Consider the following 20,073-nt stretch of genomic DNA (forward strand, 5'->3'; position numbering starts at 1 on the left):
TATTCCCGCTTTCGCCGCTACTCCCGCTTTCGCCGCCGGGCCTTGCGGACGATCGTCTCGACGCAGTCGAGCACACGGGCGGCATTGGCGAGCCGGCCATCGGCATCGGGCGCCTCCAGCGCGGCGGACAGCCGGTCGTCCTGGGCGCGCAGAAATCCCTTGGACCGTTTCGCCAGCGTCGCGGCCCTGGTCGCCGCGCGCTCGCCCCGCAGGGTGACGGCGACACCCGCCGGGCCGCAGCCGAGCGACGCGACGCCCAGCGCCCGGCAACGGCAGCGCAGGTCGGCGATTGCCAGAAGGCGCACCACCGGGTCCGGCAACGGGCCGAAACGATCCTCCATCTCCTCGCGCAGGGCGTCCAGCTCACCCGCGTTGCGGGTGCGGGCGATGCGGCGGTGCAGGCCGATGCGCAGTTCCTCCTCCGGGATATAGGCCGACGGGATGCAATGCGGCACCGCGACCGCGACCTCCGGGTCCCAGCGTTCGTCCGGCTGGCGGCGCTGCGCCCGCAGGGCGTCGGCCAGGATGCGCTGGTAGAGTTCGGTCCCCACCGCACGCAGATGGCCGCTCTGGTCCTCGCCCAGCAGGTCGCCCGCGCCACGCTGGTCGAGGTCGAGCATGCTCAGCACGAAGCCGCCGCCCAGGCTTTCGATCACCTCCAGGGAACCGAGCCGGCGGGCCGCCCGCTCTTCCAGCGGGTGGTCGGGGTCGGTCAGCAGATAGGCATAACCCTGCACCGCGCCGCGACCGACCCGGCCGCGCAGCTGATGCAGCTGGCCGAGCCCGAACAGGTCGGGCCGGAACAGCAGCAGCGTGTTGGCGCGCGGGATGTCGATACCGGATTCGATGATCGGCGTCGCCAGCAGGATGTCGCTCTCGCCGTCGACGAAGCCCATCACCGCGTCGTCCAGCGCCGCCGCTCCCAGCCGGCCATGCGCCACCGCGATGCGGGCCGACGGCACCAGCTCTCGGATCCAGTCCTCCAGATCCTTCAGGTCGGCGATGCGCGGGGTGACGCAGAAGGCCTGGCCGCCGCGCGCCAGTTCGCGCAGCAGGGCGGCGCGGGCGGTGGTGGGGTCGCGCGGCGTCACCGCGGTGCGCACGGGCCGGCGTCGGGCCGGCGGCGTGTCGATGATGCTGAGCCCTCGCAAGCCCGCCAATGCCCCCTGCAGCGTGCGGGGGATCGGCGTCGCGCTGAGTGCCAGGCTGTGGACGCCCTTGGTCCGCCGCTTCAGCGTCCGCTTCTGGGCGGCCCCGAAGCGCTGCTCCTCATCCACCACCATCAGGCCAAGACGATCGAACCGGACATCGTCGGACAGCAGCGCATGGGTGCCGATGACGATGTCGACCGACCCGTCGGCCAGCCCGGTGCGCACCCCGTCGGCTTCCGCCTTGGTCATGGCGCCCGTCAGGGGCTGCACCGTTACCCCGAAGCCGGCGAAACGGCGGCGGAATACCTCGAGATGCTGGCGGGCGAGGACGGAGGTCGGGGCCATCACCGCCACTTGATGGCCGGCGAAGACGGCCGCCGCCGCGGCACGCAAGGCCACCTCCGTCTTGCCGTAGCCGACATCGGCACAGACCAGATGGTCCATCGGATGGCCCTGGCGCATGGCATCGAGCACATCCTGGATGGCACGGCGTTGCCCGTCCGTAGGGTCGAAGCCGAAACGGGCGCCGAAGCGGCGCATGCGGTCCGCCGGCGGGTCGATGACCGGCGCCGCTTCCCGCGCGCGGCGGCGGGCTCCCCGCAGGATGCCCTTGGCGGTCTCACCGATCTCCGCCTCCAGCGCGGCGCGGCGTTCCAGCCAATGGGCGTTCTTCAAGCTGTCGAGCCGGGCTCCGGTATCGGCGGAACCATGGCGCCACAAGCGGTCGAAATCGGCCGTCGGCACCAGCAGCCGGTCGTCATGGGCATAGTCCAGTACCAAAAAGTCGGCGGTGGTCCCTTCCCCGTCGTCGGCCGTGATGGTTTCCAGCCCGATCAGCCGGCCGATGCCATAGTCGAGATGCACGACGAAATCACCGGTCGCCAGTTCCGACGGAACCAGCGGCGGCCGGCCGGCCGCCGCTCCGCCCCGCTCCTCGGCGTGGCGCGGCGCCGCCAGGACGGTCATGCCGTCGCAGACGAAACCATCGGCCGTCCGCAGCGCCAGCACCGCGCAGTCGCCCGCCGCCAGCGGCGGATCGGGCCAGCGATCCAGCCGGGACACCGGACGCCCCAAAGCCGCGGACGCCCGTTGCGCCAGCTGGTCGGCTTCATCCGCATCCTGACCGGAGCGGGCGGCAAGCAGCACCGCCTTGCCCTCCTCGATCAGGGCCGCCGCGCGCCGCAGCAGCGTGCGCTCGGTCCGCACCGCCTCCACGGGACGGCCGACGCCCACCTCCACCGGCAGCATCGGGCGGGCGGCGAGGCTTTGCGCAAGCGCGTCCGAGCCGATCAGCCGGCGCTCCAATGCCGGGACCGGCAGGACGCAGGCGTCGTCGCGGCGGATACGCCGGTCCAGGCCGGCCTCGGCCAGATCGTCTGCCCGCGCCTCGATGCGGTCGCGGGCGCCGGCATCCAGCACGATCAGCGCATCCGACAGCAGGTCCGACAGCAGCGGACAGTCGTCGAAGACATTGGGAAGCTGAAGGTCGAAGCCATAGGGCCGCAGGCCCTCCTCCAGATCCCGGCGCAGATCATCCGGCAGGCGAGCCCCCAGCCCGGCGAGCGTCGCGGCCAGCCGGTCGAGCATCTCCGGCCCGACGATCAGGTCGGTGACCGGTCCCAACGTGATTCCGTCGATCGCCTCTACCGAACGCTGGGACACCGGGTCGTAGAGGCGCAATTCACGGACCACTCCATCGGCGATGTCGCAGCGGACCGGCCGGTCGCAATGGCCGGGGAAGACCTCCACCACGGCACCGCGGATCGCCACCTCGCCGGGCTCGTCCACCCGGTCGTCCAGCACATAGCCGGTCCGGGCGAACCAACCGCGCCAGACCTCCTCGTCATAGGCCATCCCCCGCGTCAGGCGAAAACGTCCCCCCGCCCAGGCGTGGGGCGGCGGCAACCGCTGCAGCGCAAGATCGGCCGATGCCACCACCAAGCGGCCGGCCGCCGGGTCATCCGCCTCGGCAAGCCGCATCAGGCCGGCGGCGCGGCGTCCCAGCACGGCCCGCGACGGCGCGGCACGGTCACCCGCCGCCGTCTCGTCGATCGGCAGCAGGACGACGTCGAGATCGGGAGACAGGTCGCCGGCCAACCGGGCCAGTCGGGCGGCGCGCCCATCGCTGCGGGCAAGCATCAGGACGCCGCCGGGCCGCCGGGCGAGGGCGGCCAACCGGACAGCCAGTTCGCCTTCGCTCTGCACGGTCAGGGTGGTGGGCGACGACGGGGCCGGGAGCGGCGCGTCGGGGCACGGATCGGCGACGGGAGCTCCGTCAAGCATGATGGACGCACATTGTGGGCAGGCTCCGGTCTATGACACCGCAAAGCGGCACCGCAGGGCCCCGGAGCGAGCGGGGGACGGCGGACCGCAGAGGGACAACACCGCCGGGGACCTCCCGGTTGCCTACCCTTCAGTCTATCGGAACCTTCCCGATCAGTGCAGCACAAGCCAGCCGACCAGCACCGCCAGGAAGGCGCCGGCCGTCGACCCCAGCGCGCTCAGCAACGGCGACCAGCCGGCTCCGCCACCCTTCTCCGTCGATGCGTTGTCCATTCCCCGCAGGCTCTGGTCCATTCGCATCAGGAACACCTCCAGCCCGCCCACCCGCTCGCTCAGGTCGCGCAGGGATTCGGCCAAAGCGTCTGCCCGCTCGCCATGGACCGTTTCCAGACGGCAGGCATCGGCGCGTATCGCCGTCACCCCTTCGCCCGCATCCCGCAGCAACCGGCCGATGGTCTGCTGCGCGGCGGCGAGCTGGCGCTGGTCGCGACGGAGCCCGTCGATCCGCTCGCCGATGCGCTGCAGATGCGGCCCCAGCAGCCGGTCGAGCCGCTGGTCCTCCGGGTTGGGTTGGGCGAAAATCGCCGTTTCACCGGTAGAGGGCGAGCGCACCACCGCCACCACCCGCGACGGGTCCGCCCCTTCCGGCAGGGTCACCTCCGCTTCGAAGGCATGGGCGCCGTCGCCGATGCCGCCACCGGCCAGATCGGGCCGCGGCCGGTCGGCCGCCACCCGCGCCAGCGTTTCCGGCGGTCCACCGTCGCGCTCCAGCCGCAATTCCACCTCCAGCCGGTCGCCGGGATGGTTGCCGTCCCAGGCCCAGCCGAAGACCCGGCCCCCCTGCAAGGCGTCGATGTGACCGACGATCGCGGCCGCTTGGGGGGCGTCGAGCGGATCGGCCACGGGGGTGGAGTCGCGAAGCTCGACGATCTTGGCGGTGGCGGACATGGACCGGCTTCCGGTTGTTGGGCTGGAGAGGGCTGACGCTTAAGCCGCCTTGCGCTCGGTAGCACGGCGCAGGGTGTGGCTGGGCATGCGGTGGGGGACGTAGTTCTCGTCCAGGAACTCCCGCATGTCGCGATAGCGCTGGTAGTAGGTGCGGTTGAACTTCTCGAACAGGCTCTGGTCCCAATACTCCTCAAGGACGAAGGGCTTGTCCGAGTAGACGTTGTAGCAGGGGATCGCGAAGGTCTCCGCGAACTCCGCCGTGCGGCTGTCATAGCTGAAATAGACCGACGGCGTGGCGTTCGACAGCGCCATCAGGTTGCCGTGCAGGCGGTAGCCCAGCACGAGATCCTTCGAGCGCACGAGGTTTTCATAATCGGCGACGACATCCGAATACCACAGGCGCTCGCGGTACAGCGCGTCCATTTCGTCGTCGAAATACCACTGCTTCAGCCAGGCGCTGTCATGAAGATGCGTCCAGGCCTCCGCCTTCTGCTCGTCGGTGCCCCATAGCAGCTTCTTCTCCTCCACCTCGCCCTGCATCATCAGGACGGTGTCGAAGCGGCGGGAGATGTCCTTCACAAAATCGCGGTGGCGCTCCAGATACTTGCGAACATCCGGGGAATAATGCTTGGAGACCTCGCGACGCATGGTGATGCCGACCTTGCGCACGCTGTCGAACGCCGGCAGGTCGATGCGCAATTCCGGGTCGCGGTTGCGGAAGGCGGTCGGGCAGCCGACGATGCGGGTGTTCTTGATGCCGAGATCCCACAGCACTTCGGCGGTGTAGGTGCCACGTACGCCGAGCGTCGCCGACTTGTCGGCGATCATCCGCCAGATGCGCTTGCTTTCCTCGGTCAGCGTCAGCTTGCCGGTGGCCGGTGCCTGGGCGCCGACGCCGAAGGCGATGACGGGGATGCGCAGCTTCGCCAGCACCTGGATGGTCGCCGCCGGCCAATCCATCGAATCGTGGATGTAGTTGCTGCCGCGCAGGAAGACGTAGTCGTATTCCGCGTTGATCCGGTCGACGGCCTCCTGCCGGAACTCGCGGATCTCCAGCACATCCAGCTTGTCGTAGGTCAGCAACTTCAGCGAAGAGTCGAAGACGAAGGCGTCGCCGATGTTGTGGTAGTGGTTGATGCTGCGCTGAATGTCCTGGTAGCTGTACCAACGCACGCAGTCGTGATCATAGACTTCGCCCGACGGAATCATGACGAGGATGTTGGCCACGGCGGCTCTCCCTGGGTTGGGCGATAATGGGGATAGGTAGCGCCCGGGTCGTCGGCGGGCGATTTCGTGTCATAACGCAGATCTTACTCGGAAGAACTTGCGGATTTCATTTTGATATTATCAAATTAATCTTCCTGTTTTGGAAAAATTATTCTGAGAATTCCAAATTATCACAGCATATCGCGTTTTTCCTGTCAGGACCGCTGCGCCACCGCCCGTTCGGGGATCGAGGCTGCGGCACCTCCGGCGACGAGCAGCGCGTCGAACACCTCCGCATGCTGGCGGGCGCATTCGGTGCGGTCGATCGGGCGGCGGATGCGCAGGCGCAGGCGGTCCCACAGGTCGGGCGAGGTCAGTGCCTCGGTCATGCGGTCCACCAGGTCCTCGACGCTGCCGTTGCGGAAATGCAGGCCGTCGACGCCATGGGTCACCTTTTCCGCCATGCCGCCGATGTTGCTGGCGATGATCGGGCGGCCGTGCAGGAAGGCCTCCTGGATGACGACGGGTGAGTTCTCCCACCAGATCGACGGGATGATCATCCAGTCGACGTCCTTCATCAGGCCCGGCAGCTCGGCCGATCGGTAGCTACCATAGAAGCGCACCCGGTCGCCGGCCTTCTCCACCGCATCGTTGAAACGCTTCTGGTAGGCCTCGGGCTGGCGCTCCAGGTTGCCGCCGAAGATCATCAGCGCGCCGTCCTCGCCCCAGGCCTTCTCGGAAATGCGCGACACCGCCTCCACCAGCAGATGGGCGCCCTTGAATTCCGTCAACTGGCCGAAGAAGGCGAAGCGGTTGCGCTTGCCGCCGCGGGTGACCGGACGCGGCGGGGCGATGCCTTCGATGGTCAGGCCGTTCTCGATCATCCGGAAATTCTCGCGCGGCAGCCCCCAGTCGACATAGCGGTCGATCAGGAAGTTCGACGGGCTGACGTAGAAATCGGCCTGCTCCAGGAAGGTCTTCAGGAACAGCTCGCGCTTGAAGAACTCCGCTTCGCCGATGTGCGGGAAGCAACCGGCGCAGTCGGCCGGGCTGGCGCGGTAGCACAGCGCGTTGCGGCTGGTCTTCACCATCTGGCCATGGTGATGGCAGATCGACAGGTATTCGTGCAGCGTCACCACGATGGGCACGCGCGGCAGGGCTTGGCGTACCGCCTGGATCGTCTCGATCCCCAGACCCAGGAAATGGTGGAAGTTCACCACGTCCGGCTGAAGGTCGCGGACATAGCGGACGAAATCCTTCTCCAGCCCCGGCAGGTTGCGGTTGGACAGGCGGAAATGATCGTAGTCGTTGGCGTAGTACAGCACCTCCCGCTCTTTCTGGCGGAGCGCCATCAGGGCGGAGCCGCGATGCTGGGCGATGGGCGGCGCCACACGGGCCAGATAGTGGCTTTCCCAGCCCGGGAGGTCGTGCAGGCCATTGTGCAGATTGTAGGAGGCGACCTCACCCCCGCCCAGCGAGAAGGAGGGATGGCCATGGCTGATGATCAGCGCGCGCTTGGTCTTGCTCATCGTGTGACCGTTCGTCGGAGGCGGGAGGGGAATGGTTGGGAAGACGATGCACTAAGCCGCGATCGACGCCTTCCAGCGCTCGGCGAAGCTCCATTCGTCGACCAGCGCGCTCATGCGCTCCAGCCGCGGGTCGCGGGCGTGGCGGGGCTGCTCGTCGACCGCCACCAGCCGGACTTTCGGCAGCCACAGGCACGATCCGCCGGCCGCCCGCACCCGCAGGCACAGGTCGAGCCCCTTTGGCTCCACACCGAGATAGCGGCCACCGTCGGCCATCGCCCGCATCAGCAGGTCGCGCGGCAGCAACGCGCAGTCGGCCGAGGCGGCATCGACCGCCGACGCCTCCTGCTCCTTCAGCCAGTCGCGCGGATAGCCGGCGTAGCGGCGCTCGTAGGTGGTCGCGCCGCCCGGCCCTTCCACCGCGACGATGCCGGCGAAACGGACCGAATGGTCCTCGTACAGCAGGGTCGGGCTGACCATCACCGGCGCCAGCGCCGCGCTGCCCACGGCGTTCGGCTTGCGGGTCGCGCGATCGAGCGCCGACAGCCAGCCCCGCTCGGTCGGCAGAACCGACGGCGAGATCAGAAGGACGCGGTCGGCACGGGCATGCGGCAGGGATGCCGCCACCGCTTCGAACGGATCGGCGGCGGTCGGCGCCGCGACGAAGCCGACCGCCAGCCGGTAGAAGCCGGCAGCCTGCCGGACCATGCCGGCCAACCGTTCATGGGTGCCGGCACCGGCGACCACCAGGATCTCCGCTTCCGCGAAGTCCGGGTCGTTCGCCATGCGGGCGAGGTTCAGGTCGACATCCTCGCGCCCGTCGCAGACCGGCAGGACCACCGACACGCGCGGACTCTTCAGTGCTCGGCCCATGGGATGCAAAATGGAAGACGGCACCGCCCGGCCCGATGCCGCGGTGCGCAGCATCGGCCCCAGATGGGTGGAAACCACGCGGTCGATGGCCGGACTGTCGGGATTGACCGCACCCAGCATGCGGCGCAGCGAATCGCCGGTCGGCGGCTGGCAGGGCAGCGGCAGGAAGGCGATGCCGTCGGCGAGCGTCAGTTCCAGGTGGAACTCGGCGTCGGCGGCGATGCCGGCCGGCTCACGGGCGAAGGCGGTGAAGCCATGGGCGTCGTCGCCCGGCAGCAGGCGGCCGGCGAACAGCGGATCACAGGCGAAGGCGTCGGACACATCCTTGCGGCCCAGCCGCGACCAGTCGGCATCCAGCCGTGCCGCCATGCCGCCGCCCTTGACCGTCACCGCCCGCACGGCCTGGGTGGGATCGAGCAGCCAGCCGCAGACGAACAGCCCGGCGCCCGGAACACGCACCGCCATGTCCAATCCCATGCGCAGCGGCGCCTGGATCTGCGACACCGTCTCCACCCCGTTGTAGCGGGCGGCGATGGCGGCGGCGACACCGCGGCGGGCAGCCTCGCCCTGCAACTGGCCCAGCATGTCGCGGGCGTGGGCGGAAGCGACGCCGTCGGCCAGCAATTGCCGATGCTCGAAGATCGCCAGATGGCGCCAGCCGTCGGCGGCGCGGAAATGGATGCGGCGAATGGTGTCGGGAGGCGCGACCGGGCCTTCCAGCACCGCCAGCAGGCCGGCCGCGTCGTCGGGCAGGTCCGGGCGGTGGAAGGGAGCGCCGGCGATGGCATGGGTGCGCAGGTCCTCCGCCTCGACCAGCACTTGGGCGGCACCGCCCGGGAAGCCGTGCGACCAGCCCTGCACCATCAGCGCGCCGTCGCGGAAGCGGCCCAGCACCTCGGCGAAGCCGTCGGGCCGGGAAGCCTCCTGCGCCAGACCGGACAGCAGGCGGGTGCGGCGGTTGCCCTCCCCCGCTTCGCCCTCGCCCATCCCGGGTTCGGACAGCAGGGACACGGCGACGTCCAACGCCACTTCGAGCGACTGCGGCTGCACCTCGCGCAGGGCGGCGACCAGATGGGCGGGATTGGTGCGCACGTTCGACAGGCGCGGCAACAGCAGCTGCTTGCCTCGGGCATCCTCGATCTCGATGCGCGACGGGCGCATATGGGCCAGGCCGGCGACCCGGATGGCACCCAGGAACCAGCGTTCCCCCGCGCCGTCGGTCCAGCAGCCGCCGCGGAAACGCCCGTCGATCATTCCGTCCAGCATGACCGCGCCGTCTGCCGGCAGGGGGTGGTCGATCGCCCCGAACAGCATCAGCGTATCCTCGTCCAGCAGGACGGCGGCGGTGATGTCGGCCTTGGTGCTGCGGTCCTTCATCGGTTGCGGTTCCCCAAGGTGAGAGCGGCGGGTGTGTGAGAAGCGGGTGCCGGTGACAGAAGCTCGCCGTAGAGGGCGAGGTGGAGCGACGCGGCCTCCTCCGTCGGGCGGATGGCGGGACTGTTGGCCGACAGCCGATCCCACAGACCGGGTTCGGTCATCGCACGGGTCATCACGCGGGCGAGATCGGCCGGATCGTTGGGACGGACATGCAGCCCGTCGACACCGTCGCGCACCGCCTCCGCCATGCCGCCGATGCCGCTGACGATGACGGGCCGGCGGTGCTGGAAGGCTTCCTGGATCACCAGCGGCGCGTTTTCCCACCAGACCGACGGCATCACCACCCAGTCGGCGGCGGCCATCAGCGCCGGCATCTCCTGCGGACGATAGGGGCCGTGGGCGGTGGCGAGACCACGCGCGGCCTCGAAACCGTCGGCGACCTGCCGACGGAACTCCGGCGCCTGGTACAGGCTGCCGCCATGGACGGCCAGCGACGGCGAAAGCCCCTGCCGCGCCATGCGGGCGACGGCGTCGAGCGCCACGGTGATGCCCTTGAACGGGTTCAGGTTGCCGAAATAGGCGAAGGCGTCGCGCGTGGCACCGGCAGCGATCTCGCGGAGCGGAGCCGGTTCGACGGACGGGCGGCTGTTCGCCATCACCTCGATCCGCGCCGGGTCGAGCCCCCAGGCGACATAGCGGTCGCGCAGGAAGCGGCTGGGCGCCAGGAAGCGGTCGACCAGGCCGAACATCGCCTTGATGTGCTTCTCGCGCAGCAGGAACTGGTCGGCCGGCCGGTCGGGGAAGCAGCGGTGGCAGGCATCCGGCGACGCCGCGGTGCAGAGTGCGCGCGCGCCGCCCTCGTCACGCGGCGGGGTGACCATCTGGCCGTCATTGGCGCAGATCGGGTAATAGTCGTGCAGCGTGTAGACGATCTTCGCATCCGGACAGACGCGGCGGATCAGGAACAGCATCTCCACGCCCAGCAGCAGCGTGTGGTGCACATGCACGATGTCCGGACGGAAGGCGCGCAGCAGGTTCGACAGGTCTGGAACCAGCCCGTGCAGGTCGATCTGGCTCTGGTGAAAATGATCGAAATGGCCGGCCCACAGCAGCACCTCGTCGGCGCTGCGGCCCAGCGTCTGGAAGCCGGTGCCGGGACGCGGCGTGCGGTGGGTGTCGTTGGTGCAGGCCAGGAACAGGCATTCCGCCCCCGCCGCCTTCAGGCCGCCGAACAGCTCATGCGCGAAGATCTCGGTGCCACCGGGATGCAGGCTGGGATGGTTGTGCGCGATCAGCAGCACCCGCGGCGGCCGGGCGGCGACCAGCGGACGCGCCGGCTGGCGCGGCACCGGGCGAGAAGCGTGGCCGGCCCCGGCATGGCCGGCCGAGAGCAAAGGCAGGCGGCGCCGGCTCATGACGCGGTCCCCTTCTCCAGGACCAGCAGATCCTGGAAATTCTCCGCCTCGCGCTGGCCGCTCCAATGGCCGCGCATGACGGCGCGGCAGGCGTGCAGGCCGTGGGCAGCGAAACGGCCGAGCAGGAACTGCTCGTCATAGGCCACGGCGGCGTTGGGATGCTCCGGATCGGCCAGCAGTTCCACCCCCGCACCGTCGCGGAAGGGAGGGCGGGCGGTGCCCTTGGCGATGCCGGCGCGCGCGGTGGTGTCGGCCAGGAACAGGCTGAGGAAGCAGCGACCGCCCGGCTTCAGCACCCGGGCGATCTCCGCCGCATAGCGTTCGGTATCGGCCGTGCGCAGGTGGGTGACGACGGAGGTCAGGATGACGAAGTCGTAGGACCCTGCCTTGAACGGCAGCGTCGCCGTCTCCCCCTCGATCCGACCATCGGGATTGTAGAGACCGTTGGCGATGTCGAGATGGTGGAAGCGGAACTCCGGATAGGCCGGGGTGATGGTCGACGCGCACCAGCGGATGCCGTCCAGCACGATGTCGATGCCGTCGTATGAGGAGTCCAGATACTGGGTCAGCGGCAGCGCCATGCGGCCGACGCCGCAACCGATCTCCAGAACCTTGTGGTCGGGACGCAGCCCGCCCAGCCGGACGAAATTGCGTAGGAACTCCGCCCCGATGGCGCGGAAATCGCCGTCGCCGATGAAATGCAGCTCGGGCGGCGGCACCGGCAGGAAGCGGTTGCGCGCGATCTGGGCGCAGAGCCATTCCAGACGCGGATCGGTCTGGCGGCGCAGGACGGCAAGCTGCGGAGTCGGCACGATCGCGTTCATCGGGTCACCTGTGCTGTCTTGCGGGCTCCACGCTTGCCGACAAGGCCGGCCTGGCTGGGCCGCACCTCGTCGTCGTCGTACCAGTCGCGCGCCATCAGTTCGGCCATGCGGTCGGCCCAGCGGCGTCCATGGAGCCAGCGGTTGTATTCGGAGGCGACTCCGCGGGTGTAGCCCTGGTGCCGGCCGATGGAGCGGCGTTCCAGATGGTACAGCTCCACCGACGGGGCATAGCGGATGTCCAGCCCCTGCCCGCGGATGCGCAGGCACAGGTCCGAATCCTCGAAGTCGCCGATGATGTAGTCCTCGCAGAAGCCGCCCGCGGTGGTGAAGGCGGCACGCGTGGTCAGCAGGCAGGCGCCGGTGACACCCGGAACCGACCGCGGGCAGCCGGCGGCGGCGAAGTCGCGCGGCAGGCCCTTGAAGTAATGATGGTTGTACCAAGCGCCCTGCAGGTCGCGGTCGAAGTAAAGGCCGGCATGCTGAAGGCTGTCGTCGTCGAACAGCAGCTTCGGTCCCACGGCACCGATACCCGGACGCTCCTCCAGTGCCGCAACCAGTTGCGGCAGCCAGCCGGCGCGGTCGGGCACCACGTCGGAATTGAGGAACAGCAGGCGGTTGCCGCGTGCCGCCGCGACGCCGGCATTGTTGGCTGCGGAATAGCCGTAATTGGCGCTCTGCACCAGCAGCAGCATCGGCAGACCGTAGAGGCCGTGGAAGCCGCGCAACAGATGCACCACCTCGTCGCGCTGTTCCGGACTGTCGAGCACGAAGACCAGCTCGGCGTCGGCCATCGCCGGGTCCGTGGCGAAACAGGCGATCTGGAAACGCAGGAATTCCAACGTGCGGTAGAGCGGGATGATGACCGATACCGCGGGCTTCGCCTTGCGCTCTCCATAGACGACCAGTTCCGGCTCGCCGCGGGTGGCGAGATGGGCTGCATGCAGCGGGGCGACGGCCGGTCCGATGACGGTCTCCAGCAGCTCCGGCGTGGCGAAGCGCGGCGGCAGGCTGCCCAGCACGGCGGCACGCGCGTCGGCATGGGCGCGCGGACGCGGCGGCGGGACGAGGCGCAATGCCCCGCCTGAGGCCAGCCGAAGCTCCGCCGTCACCTGAAGCGCCTCCGCCGGCTCCGGGTTGCTCGGCAGATGCAGGACGAAACCACTGCGATCGATACCGGTGGAGCCGTAGAGCTTGGCGACATCCTCGCGCGGGAAGCGGTGGGCGAAGCGCTCCACCCGGCGTTCGCCGCCGAAGGGGGTGCGCACCACCAGTTCCGCCGCCAGACCATGCGGATCATGCAGCCAGCCTGCGAGGAACAGCCCGCCGTCGGATGTCGGAATGGCGAGGTCGAGCGAGGCACCGATCGGCCGCTTGGCGTCTGCGGCCTGCCGGCGCGGCAGCGGGGCCAGCGCCTGCAACTCGCTGACTGCCGAGGCGGCCGACGCATCGCGGCGACCACGCTGGGCGAGGCAGGACAGCAGATAGTGACGGAGGGTGGCCGGCGTGTCGGGACGGGCATTCAGCCGGTCGGTCAGGGTCGGCAGGCCGGCGGGTTCCTCGGGGAAGCGGCGGCAGGCGACGCCGTTGGCGCCCAGCACGACCAGCAGGTTGCCCGGTGCGCACAAGCCTCGGTCGATCAGCATGTCGAAGGCGATGCGCCCCTTCCCCGCCGGATCGGGTCCGATGCAGGCGTCGAAGGGCGCCCGCGCCATCCTATCCGCCGACAGCACCACCAGACTGCTGATGGCTCCGAAACGTCCGGACAGCGCACCCGCACAGAGCAGAAGCGCGCCACCCGCCGTGGCGCGGACCGCCAGCAGCGCCGGCTCCGCCGCACGGTCCAGCACCAGCCGACGGCACAGCGCGGCGAAGGCGGGGTCACGGTGAAGCCCGGGGGTGGAGCAGGCGAAGTCGAACAGGAAGCGCAGCACCCTCAGCCGGGCGGCACCGTCCAGGCTGCCCAGCAGCCCGGCGGGGTCAAGATCGGCGGCGGCGGATTCGGTGCGAAGCTCGGCGATCACGCGATTGTTGGCGATGAAATGGATGGGCATCCGCGGGTCGCGCGGTGCCGGCAGGATCGACAGGACGCGACGTCCGCCCCAGCCGGTGTCGATGGTCAGCGTTGTGAAGGGCGGACGCACCGGCTCGCCGTCGACGCTCGGGGTGATCGGGCCGGCTGCATTGGTCGCGCCATCCATCGTCCAGCAGACAAGGAGGAAGCGGCGGCCCAGCGCCAGATGTTGGGCGGGGGCGATCGACACCGAATTCGGCAGGACGGCGATGACGGTCATGGATGGGATTCCGGCAACGTCGATGGGGTTTGAAAGTCGGAAAGGCGAAATTCGGGCAAAGGGGGACCGGCGGCGGTTTTGGCACCACCGGTCCGTCCTTCTCGTTCACTGCTGGAGATGCAGCGGACGATCAGTGGATGACGAAGAAGTCGTTCGGGTGGTTGTGGATGTCCGCAGCCGAGACACCCTTCAGCGTGATGCTGTCGCCATGGCCGAGGTCGATCACGGCGTCGCCATGCTGGTCGGTGACGCGGGCCGCCAGATCGGCGGCGTCGGTCACCTTCAGGCCGTTGATGTTACGGGAGATCTGCAGAACGTCCTCGCCGGCCTTGAAGTCCAGGACCACGTCCTGGCCGCCACCGCCGGAGAAGATGAAGACGTCGTGGCCGGCGCCGCCGATCAGCAGGTCATCGCCCTTGCCGCCTTCCAGGCGGTCGTTGCCTTCGTCGCCGAACAGGGTGTCGTCGCCGTCACCGCCATTCAGCACGTCGTCACCGGTGCCGCCACGCAGCAGGTCGTCACCCTTGCCGCCGTTGAGGATGTCGTTGTGGCCGCCGCCGAACAGCGTGTCGTCGCCGTTGCCGCCGTTCAGAACGTCGTCGCCGTCGCCCCCCGACAGCACGTCGTCGCCGTTGCCGCCGTCCAGCAGATCACGACCGGCGCCGCCGACCAGAACGTCGTCACCATTCCCCCCCAGGATGATGTCGTCGCCCGAACCGCCGTCGATGATATCGTTGCCGTTACCCCCCAGCAGCATATCCGCCGACGCGCCGCCATGGATCACGTCCGCCCCGTTCCCCCCGAACAGAGCGTCATGTCCAGCGCTGCCAAGCAGGGTGTCGCTTCCGTTGCCCCCCAGCAACAGATCGTTACCCTCGCCGCCGACCAGCAGATCGTCGTGATTCGTGCCGATATGCACGTCGTAGCTGCCTCCAGGAACCGTAGCCATCGTAGGTGTCTCCTTGCGATGTGATTGGGATTTTTGGGCCTTCTTTTGGCCTCGCTCGAAAAGGCTGAGCTCGCCTTTCGGTGTAACCAAATCTATCGGGCGGATAGTGTGATAAAACTTGGCCTCATGGAAGAGAAAGTTGAGTCAAGACAGAGGATTCTTGCAGTAGAACGCATTGTCGATATTTTCAAAAAGACAGTTATTCTGATTTGCTTCGAATTTCTAAGCAGTTTCAATCCTGAAAAATGACGTATTGGCCCGCATTTCATTACCAGACTACCGCAAATCTTCCGTTTTGAAAGGAAAGGCTTTTTTTGGTGAAGAACGAATTTTAAAATATCGTCTGGACTGCATAAAGTTACCGGAGCGGCGAAACAGGAGCGTCTTGAAACAGGCGCCCTTTTCCCTCGCCACAGACGTGCAAAAGGGCCGGCGTGGGGGACGCCGGCCCTTCCACGGGGCCGCTTGAGGGGGGATGGAAGCCCGCACAAGGACCCCAGCCCACACCGGCCCGAACGGGGGAGGGCCGGGGGGATGGCTGTTCCGCTTATTTTTCGCGGAAAGCTCTCTGCAGGCCATCGGTCAACGGCGTGAGGAAGTAGTCGATCGCACGGCGGGCATGGCCGTGGATCATCACTTCGGCCGGCATGCCGGGATGCAGTTCGACATTGGGCAGGGCCTTCAGCTCCGCCGCATCCATGCTGATCCGCGCCGCGAAATAATAGGCCCCGGTGCGGTCGTCCTCAAGCTGGTCGGCCGACAGAGACACCACCTGCCCCGCCACCGGCGGCACGGCGCGCTGGCGGTAGCCGGTCAGCTTCACCATGGCTTTGCTGCCGACCTCCACATTCTGGACGTCGTGTGGGGAGACGCGGGCCTCCACGATCATGGCGTCGTCCTGCGGCACGATGTCGAGGATGCCGGCGCCGGCGGGGATCACCCCGCCTGAGGTGAAGAATTTCAGGCCCGTGACCCGCCCGGCCTGGGGTGCGGTGACCGCTTGGCGCAGCAGCACGTCGTCGGCGCTGCGCAGCCGTTCCGACAGGTCGGAGACACTGGCCTGGGCTGTCTGAAGGTCGGTCGACACGTCCGACCGGCGAGTGTTCGCGATGTTGATCATCGTCAGTTCGGCGGCGGCGATAGCCTGTTCCGCCTTGGACTTGTTCGCCATCAGCTCACCCAGCCGGCCTTCGGAATCGGCGACGTTGCGCTGAAGCTCCAGGAGGCGCGGTTTGCGCTCGTAGCCCTTGGCCAGCAGGCCCTGCACCACGCGCGACTCCTCCTGGGTGTAGCGCAGCCGGTCGGCGGTGGCGACCCGCTGGGACTCCAGTGCCGCGATCTCATCCCGCAGCTGGGAAATCTGGCGGCGCTGGATGCCCAGCTGCGCCTCGTAACTGTCACGGCGCGACCGGAACAGCCGCTCCTCCACCGCCATCGCCTCGGCCGCCACCGGATTGTCGCGCGCAGCCTTCACCAGTTCGTCGGCGAAGAGGGAGTTCGGCGCGTCCGCTTGCTCGGCACGCAGCCGGCCGAGCCGGGCCAATGCGGTCCAATACTGCCCCTGGAGTTGCGCCACCACAGCTTGGCTTTGCGTGGAGTCCATCCGCAGCAGCACTTGGCCGGCCCGGACGAGGTCGCCATCGGTGACCAACAACTCGCGCAGGATGCCGCCCTCCAGGTGTGAAACGGTCTTGCGGTGGCTTTCCACCATCACCGTGCCGGCGGCGAGTGCCGCGCTGTCCAGGCTGGCGGTGATGCCCCAGGTCAGGAAGCCGCCGAACCCGACCAACACCGCCAGCGCACCGGCCAGCGCGGTGCCGCGCAGCGAGGGCTCCACCGGAGCCATTTCGATGGTCGCGGTCCAGGCGGACTGCGACGACAGGAGGGGAGTCTGGCCGGTCATCGCTGTTCTCCGCTGCGGACGAGTCGGGTCACGCCGGCGGGAACGCCGCCCGGCTGCACCAGTTTGAGGACGTCGCTGCGCGCGCCGAAATGCTCGACGGCACCGTCCTTCATCACCACCAGCTTGTCGGCGATCGCCACGATGGAAGGACGGTGGGCGATCATCACCACGGTGGTTCCGTCGGCCTTCACCTTGTGGACGGCGTTCAGCAGCGCCTGCTCGCCGTCATGGTCGAGGTTGGAGTTGGGCTCGTCCAGCACCAGCAGGCGCGGACGACCGAACAGGGCGCGAGCCAGCGCGATGCGCTGGCGCTGACCGCCGGACAGGGAAAAGGCGCTGTCGCCGACCGGCGTGTCGTAGCCGAAGGGCAATCGACCGATCATCTCGTGCACGCCGGCCAGCCGGGCGGCGCGGACGATCTCCGCCGGGTCGGCGCTGGCCATGCGGGAGATGTTCTCGCCGATGGTGCCGTCCAGCAAAGCGACCGATTGCGGCACATAGCCGACATATTTGCCGAAGCTCTCGCGTTCCCACAGATAGGTGCTGGTGCCGTCGAGATAGATGCCGCCGGCCGTCGGCTGCCAGACGCCGACCAGCAGGCGGGCCAGCGTCGATTTGCCGGCGCCCGACGGGCCGATGACCCCCAGCACCTGCCCCGCCTCCACCGCGAAGGAGACGTTGCGCAGCACCGGGCGGTTCAGTCCGGCCGGCACATGGGTCACCCGGTCGACGGTCAGCGCCCCCTGCGGCTGCGGCAGCGGCATGGTGGAGCGGGCCGAGGCGCCGTTGTTCAGCAGGTCGCGGATGCGGCGATGCGCCTCCAGCGCCTTCACCCACTGCCGCCAGCCGTCAACCAGCTGTTCGAAGGGATGCAGCAGCCGGCCGGTGATCAGGCCGGCGGCCATCATGCTGCCGGGGGTCACCAGATTGTCGATCACCAGGGTGGCGCCGGCCGCGATCACGCCGACCTGCAGGATCATCCGCAGTGAACGGGAGGCGGCAGCCAGCCCGCGCGACAGGGTGGCGCCGCGGTCGATCATCCCGGCCGACCCGCTCTGCGCCGACTGCCAGCGCCGGGCCAGCGCCGGCAGCATGCCCATCGCCTCGATCGCCTCGGCATGGCGGACGGTGCCGGCGATGTCGGCGAAGACGCGGGCCGAGGCCTCGTTCGCCTGGGCCATCGGCCGTCGGGTCAGCATGTCGGTCAGCACCCCCATCACCAGCAGCACCAGGGCCGAGACGATGGCGAGCACGCCGTAGACCGGATGCAGCAGGAACAGGATCGCCAGGAAGATCGGCGCCCAGACCAATTCCAGCGGGGCGGTCACGGCGCTGCTTGTCATGAAGCTGCGCAGGTCGTTCAGGTCGCGCATGGTCTGCGCCGCGTTGCGCGGACCGCCCGACAGCGCGTCGACGATGGACGCTTCCAGCGCCGGGACGTTGAAGCGGTGGGCGATCACCGCGCTGGTCACGAGGAAGGCGCGGGCGCGGATGAAGTCGAGCACGCCGTAGAGCGCCAGCGCGCCCACCGCGATGATCGCCAGCATCGTCAGCGTTTCCAGGCTGCGGCTGCTCATCACCCGGTCATAGACCTGCATGGTGAAGAGCGGCAGCACCAGCATCAGGACATTCACGAACAGGCTGAGGACGCCGGCCAGCAACAGGCCCTGTCCGATCTTCCGGTAGGCTTGGGTCAGCAGGGGCCGATCCACGGAACTCATCTTCGATCCTTCCTGAAGGAGGATTCGCCACCTGACGCGGCGCCGATAATCGGGGAGAGCGGGACGAACGGAAAAAGCTGCCGGCGGCGACGGACGCGGGACAGGAGGCCGGCTGGGGGGCGCCGGATGCGGCCGGCCCGACGAAGGGGCGGCCACCTATGATTGGACAGATCCTGACGCGGGGGGAGGCGTCGGCGGACTTGGCACGCTCAAGCTTTACACCGGAGACATTTTAGAGACGTGTGACAAGTTTCGGTACGCACCCCTTTCCAGTTTCCGAAAAAGGGGTAGCAACTGTAGATCAAGTAATTGATAACAATAGAGGAAACCAAGCTTCTACCAAGGTCCTAGGCCGTTCGTTCCGGTCGTTACGGCCATCTGGTAAGACCCCGCCGAGATCGTGCATGCTGCGACGCGATGAATTTGCACGAGGCGCCGTGATCCCCCCATCCGGCCCCCCGCACCGCCCCCCGCTTTCCTTCCACCCTGAGCGGCCGCCCGATTCCGGATGCGGCCCGAGATCCGGTTCAAGGAAACCCAGTCCATGACGACTTCGAAAACCGTCCTCGTCACCGGCGGCGCCGGCTATGTCGGCAGCCATTGCGTGGCGGAGCTTCTCGACCGCGGCCACCGGGTCGTGGTGTTCGACAACCTGCGCCAGGGCCATGCCGCCGCCGTTCCGCCCGAGGCGACCTTCGTCCAGGCCGACCTTGCCGACGAGGCGGCGCTGGCCCGTGTGTTCGGACAATGGCGCTTCGACGCGGTGTTCCATTTCGCGGCCCTTTCGGTGGTCGGCGAATCGATGCGCGACCCGCACGCTTACTTGCACGGCAACACCGTCACCTCGCTGACCCTGATCCGCGCCGCGGTGAAGGCAGGGGTGATGAAGCTGGTCTTCTCCTCCACCGCCAACCTGTTCGGCTCGCCCAAGCGGATCCCCATCGACGAGGACGAGGCGATCGATCCCGGCAGCCCCTATGGCGAATCGAAGTTCATGATCGAGCGCGCCCTGCATTGGGCCGACCGCTGCCATGGCCTGCGCTCCGCCTGCCTGCGCTACTTCAATGCCGCCGGCGCCCATCCCAACGGCCGGCTCGGCGAGGATCACAATCCGGAGACGCACCTGATCCCGCTGGTGATGGACGCCGCCACCGGCAAGCGCCCACACATCGAGATCTTCGGCGACGATTACGACACCCGGGACGGCACCTGCATCCGCGACTACATCCATGTCTGCGATCTGGCCGACGCCCATCTGCGGGTGCTGGACGCGCTGGAGGAACGGTCGGTCCGCTACAACCTCGGCAACGGCACCGGCTACAGCGTGCGCGAGGTGATCGCCTCGGTGGAGCGCATCACCGGCAAGACCGTGCCGGTGAAGGCCGGACCCCGCCGCCCCGGCGACCTGCCGGTGCTGATCGCCTCGTCGGAGCGCATCCGCCGCGATCTCGGCTGGCAGCCGCGCTTCCCGGAGTTGGACAGCATCATCGGCAGCGCCTGGGCATGGCGCAGCGCGCATCCGCATGGCTTCCGCGGCCTCGCCGCCGCGGCAGAGTGACTTGAGCGAGAAGGACACGGCAATGGTTGAGCCGGGGGTTGAGTCGGG

At 68.5% G+C, this 20,073-nt stretch carries 12 protein-coding genes; 1 reads left to right on the forward strand and 11 read right to left on the reverse strand.

Annotation, left to right across the window (positions count from 1 at the left end):
* Nucleotides 1-17: 17 nt before the first annotated feature.
* The 11 genes from JHL17_RS37790 to JHL17_RS31230 all read right to left on the reverse strand — a co-directional run bounded on the left by JHL17_RS37790 (nt 18) and on the right by JHL17_RS31230 (nt 18,467).
* A complete protein-coding gene (locus tag JHL17_RS37790) occupies nt 18-3,434 on the reverse strand; it encodes a DEAD/DEAH box helicase (protein WP_200198549.1) in 3,417 nt (1,138 codons plus the stop codon).
* Nucleotides 3,435-3,587: 153 nt separating this feature from the next.
* The gene (locus JHL17_RS31185; RefSeq protein WP_200198550.1) at nt 3,588-4,382 is read right to left on the reverse strand and encodes a hypothetical protein; all 795 of its coding nucleotides are present in this window, start codon (nt 4,380-4,382) and stop codon (nt 3,588-3,590) included.
* Nucleotides 4,383-4,421: 39 nt separating this feature from the next.
* Nucleotides 4,422-5,609 (reverse strand): polysaccharide pyruvyl transferase family protein, encoded by a 1,188-nt coding sequence (locus JHL17_RS31190; RefSeq protein ID WP_200198551.1) that lies wholly within the window; start codon nt 5,607-5,609, stop codon nt 4,422-4,424.
* Between the two features lie 194 nt (nt 5,610-5,803).
* Entirely contained in the window at nt 5,804-7,117 is a 1,314-nt protein-coding gene (locus tag JHL17_RS31195) for a glycosyltransferase family 4 protein (protein WP_200198552.1), read from the reverse strand.
* 51 nt (nt 7,118-7,168) lie between these two features.
* Nucleotides 7,169-9,364: a hypothetical protein gene (locus tag JHL17_RS31200; RefSeq protein ID WP_200198553.1), complete on the reverse strand. Its 2,196-nt coding sequence runs from the start codon at nt 9,362-9,364 to the stop codon at nt 7,169-7,171.
* Entirely contained in the window at nt 9,361-10,779 is a 1,419-nt protein-coding gene (locus tag JHL17_RS31205) for a glycosyltransferase family 4 protein (protein WP_200198554.1), read from the reverse strand. The genes JHL17_RS31200 and JHL17_RS31205 overlap by 4 nt, the downstream gene beginning before the upstream one ends.
* Entirely contained in the window at nt 10,776-11,603 is an 828-nt protein-coding gene (locus JHL17_RS31210; RefSeq protein ID WP_200198555.1) for a class I SAM-dependent methyltransferase, read from the reverse strand. The genes JHL17_RS31205 and JHL17_RS31210 overlap by 4 nt, the downstream gene beginning before the upstream one ends.
* Nucleotides 11,600-13,894, reverse strand: coding sequence for a glycosyltransferase (locus JHL17_RS31215; RefSeq protein WP_200198556.1), 2,295 nt, complete (start codon nt 13,892-13,894; stop codon nt 11,600-11,602). The genes JHL17_RS31210 and JHL17_RS31215 overlap by 4 nt, the downstream gene beginning before the upstream one ends.
* Nucleotides 13,895-14,024: 130 nt before the next feature.
* Nucleotides 14,025-14,843 carry a calcium-binding protein gene (locus tag JHL17_RS31220; protein ID WP_200198557.1) on the reverse strand — a complete coding sequence of 273 codons (819 nt, stop codon included), beginning with the start codon at nt 14,841-14,843 and terminating at the stop codon, nt 14,025-14,027.
* 547 nt (nt 14,844-15,390) lie between these two features.
* The gene (locus tag JHL17_RS31225) at nt 15,391-16,746 is read right to left on the reverse strand and encodes an HlyD family type I secretion periplasmic adaptor subunit (RefSeq protein WP_200198558.1); all 1,356 of its coding nucleotides are present in this window, start codon (nt 16,744-16,746) and stop codon (nt 15,391-15,393) included.
* Entirely contained in the window at nt 16,743-18,467 is a 1,725-nt protein-coding gene (locus JHL17_RS31230) for a type I secretion system permease/ATPase (protein WP_200198559.1), read from the reverse strand. Before JHL17_RS31230 ends, JHL17_RS31225 begins: the two co-directional genes overlap by 4 nt.
* A gap of 544 nt (nt 18,468-19,011) precedes the next feature.
* On the opposite strand from JHL17_RS31230, the gene galE reads away from it, so the two are divergent.
* On the forward strand, nt 19,012-20,025 hold the full coding sequence (galE, locus tag JHL17_RS31235) for a UDP-glucose 4-epimerase GalE (protein ID WP_200198560.1): 1,014 nt from the start codon (nt 19,012-19,014) through the stop codon (nt 20,023-20,025).
* The last annotated feature ends 48 nt before the right edge of the window (nt 20,026-20,073 follow it).

Origin of the sequence: Azospirillum endophyticum (genome assembly GCF_016595245.1) — a bacterium.
Taxonomy (GTDB): domain Bacteria; phylum Pseudomonadota; class Alphaproteobacteria; order Azospirillales; family Azospirillaceae; genus Azospirillum; species Azospirillum endophyticum.

What these genes read in the sequence shown, in the direction of transcription:
- JHL17_RS37790 (WP_200198549.1), bottom strand. Translation starts at nt 3,434, where the DNA reads ATGCTTGACGGAGCTCCCGTCGCCGATCCGTGCCCCGACGCGCCGCTC.
- JHL17_RS31225 (WP_200198558.1), bottom strand. Translation starts at nt 16,746, where the DNA reads ATGACCGGCCAGACTCCCCTCCTGTCGTCGCAGTCCGCCTGGACCGCG.
- JHL17_RS31230 (WP_200198559.1), bottom strand. Translation starts at nt 18,467, where the DNA reads ATGAGTTCCGTGGATCGGCCCCTGCTGACCCAAGCCTACCGGAAGATC.
- JHL17_RS31220 (WP_200198557.1), bottom strand. Translation starts at nt 14,843, where the DNA reads ATGGCTACGGTTCCTGGAGGCAGCTACGACGTGCATATCGGCACGAAT.
- JHL17_RS31185 (WP_200198550.1), bottom strand. Translation starts at nt 4,382, where the DNA reads ATGTCCGCCACCGCCAAGATCGTCGAGCTTCGCGACTCCACCCCCGTG.
- JHL17_RS31215 (WP_200198556.1), bottom strand. Translation starts at nt 13,894, where the DNA reads ATGACCGTCATCGCCGTCCTGCCGAATTCGGTGTCGATCGCCCCCGCC.
- JHL17_RS31195 (WP_200198552.1), bottom strand. Translation starts at nt 7,117, where the DNA reads ATGAGCAAGACCAAGCGCGCGCTGATCATCAGCCATGGCCATCCCTCC.
- JHL17_RS31200 (WP_200198553.1), bottom strand. Translation starts at nt 9,364, where the DNA reads ATGAAGGACCGCAGCACCAAGGCCGACATCACCGCCGCCGTCCTGCTG.
- JHL17_RS31205 (WP_200198554.1), bottom strand. Translation starts at nt 10,779, where the DNA reads ATGAGCCGGCGCCGCCTGCCTTTGCTCTCGGCCGGCCATGCCGGGGCC.
- galE (WP_200198560.1), top strand. Translation starts at nt 19,012, where the DNA reads ATGACGACTTCGAAAACCGTCCTCGTCACCGGCGGCGCCGGCTATGTC.
- JHL17_RS31210 (WP_200198555.1), bottom strand. Translation starts at nt 11,603, where the DNA reads ATGAACGCGATCGTGCCGACTCCGCAGCTTGCCGTCCTGCGCCGCCAG.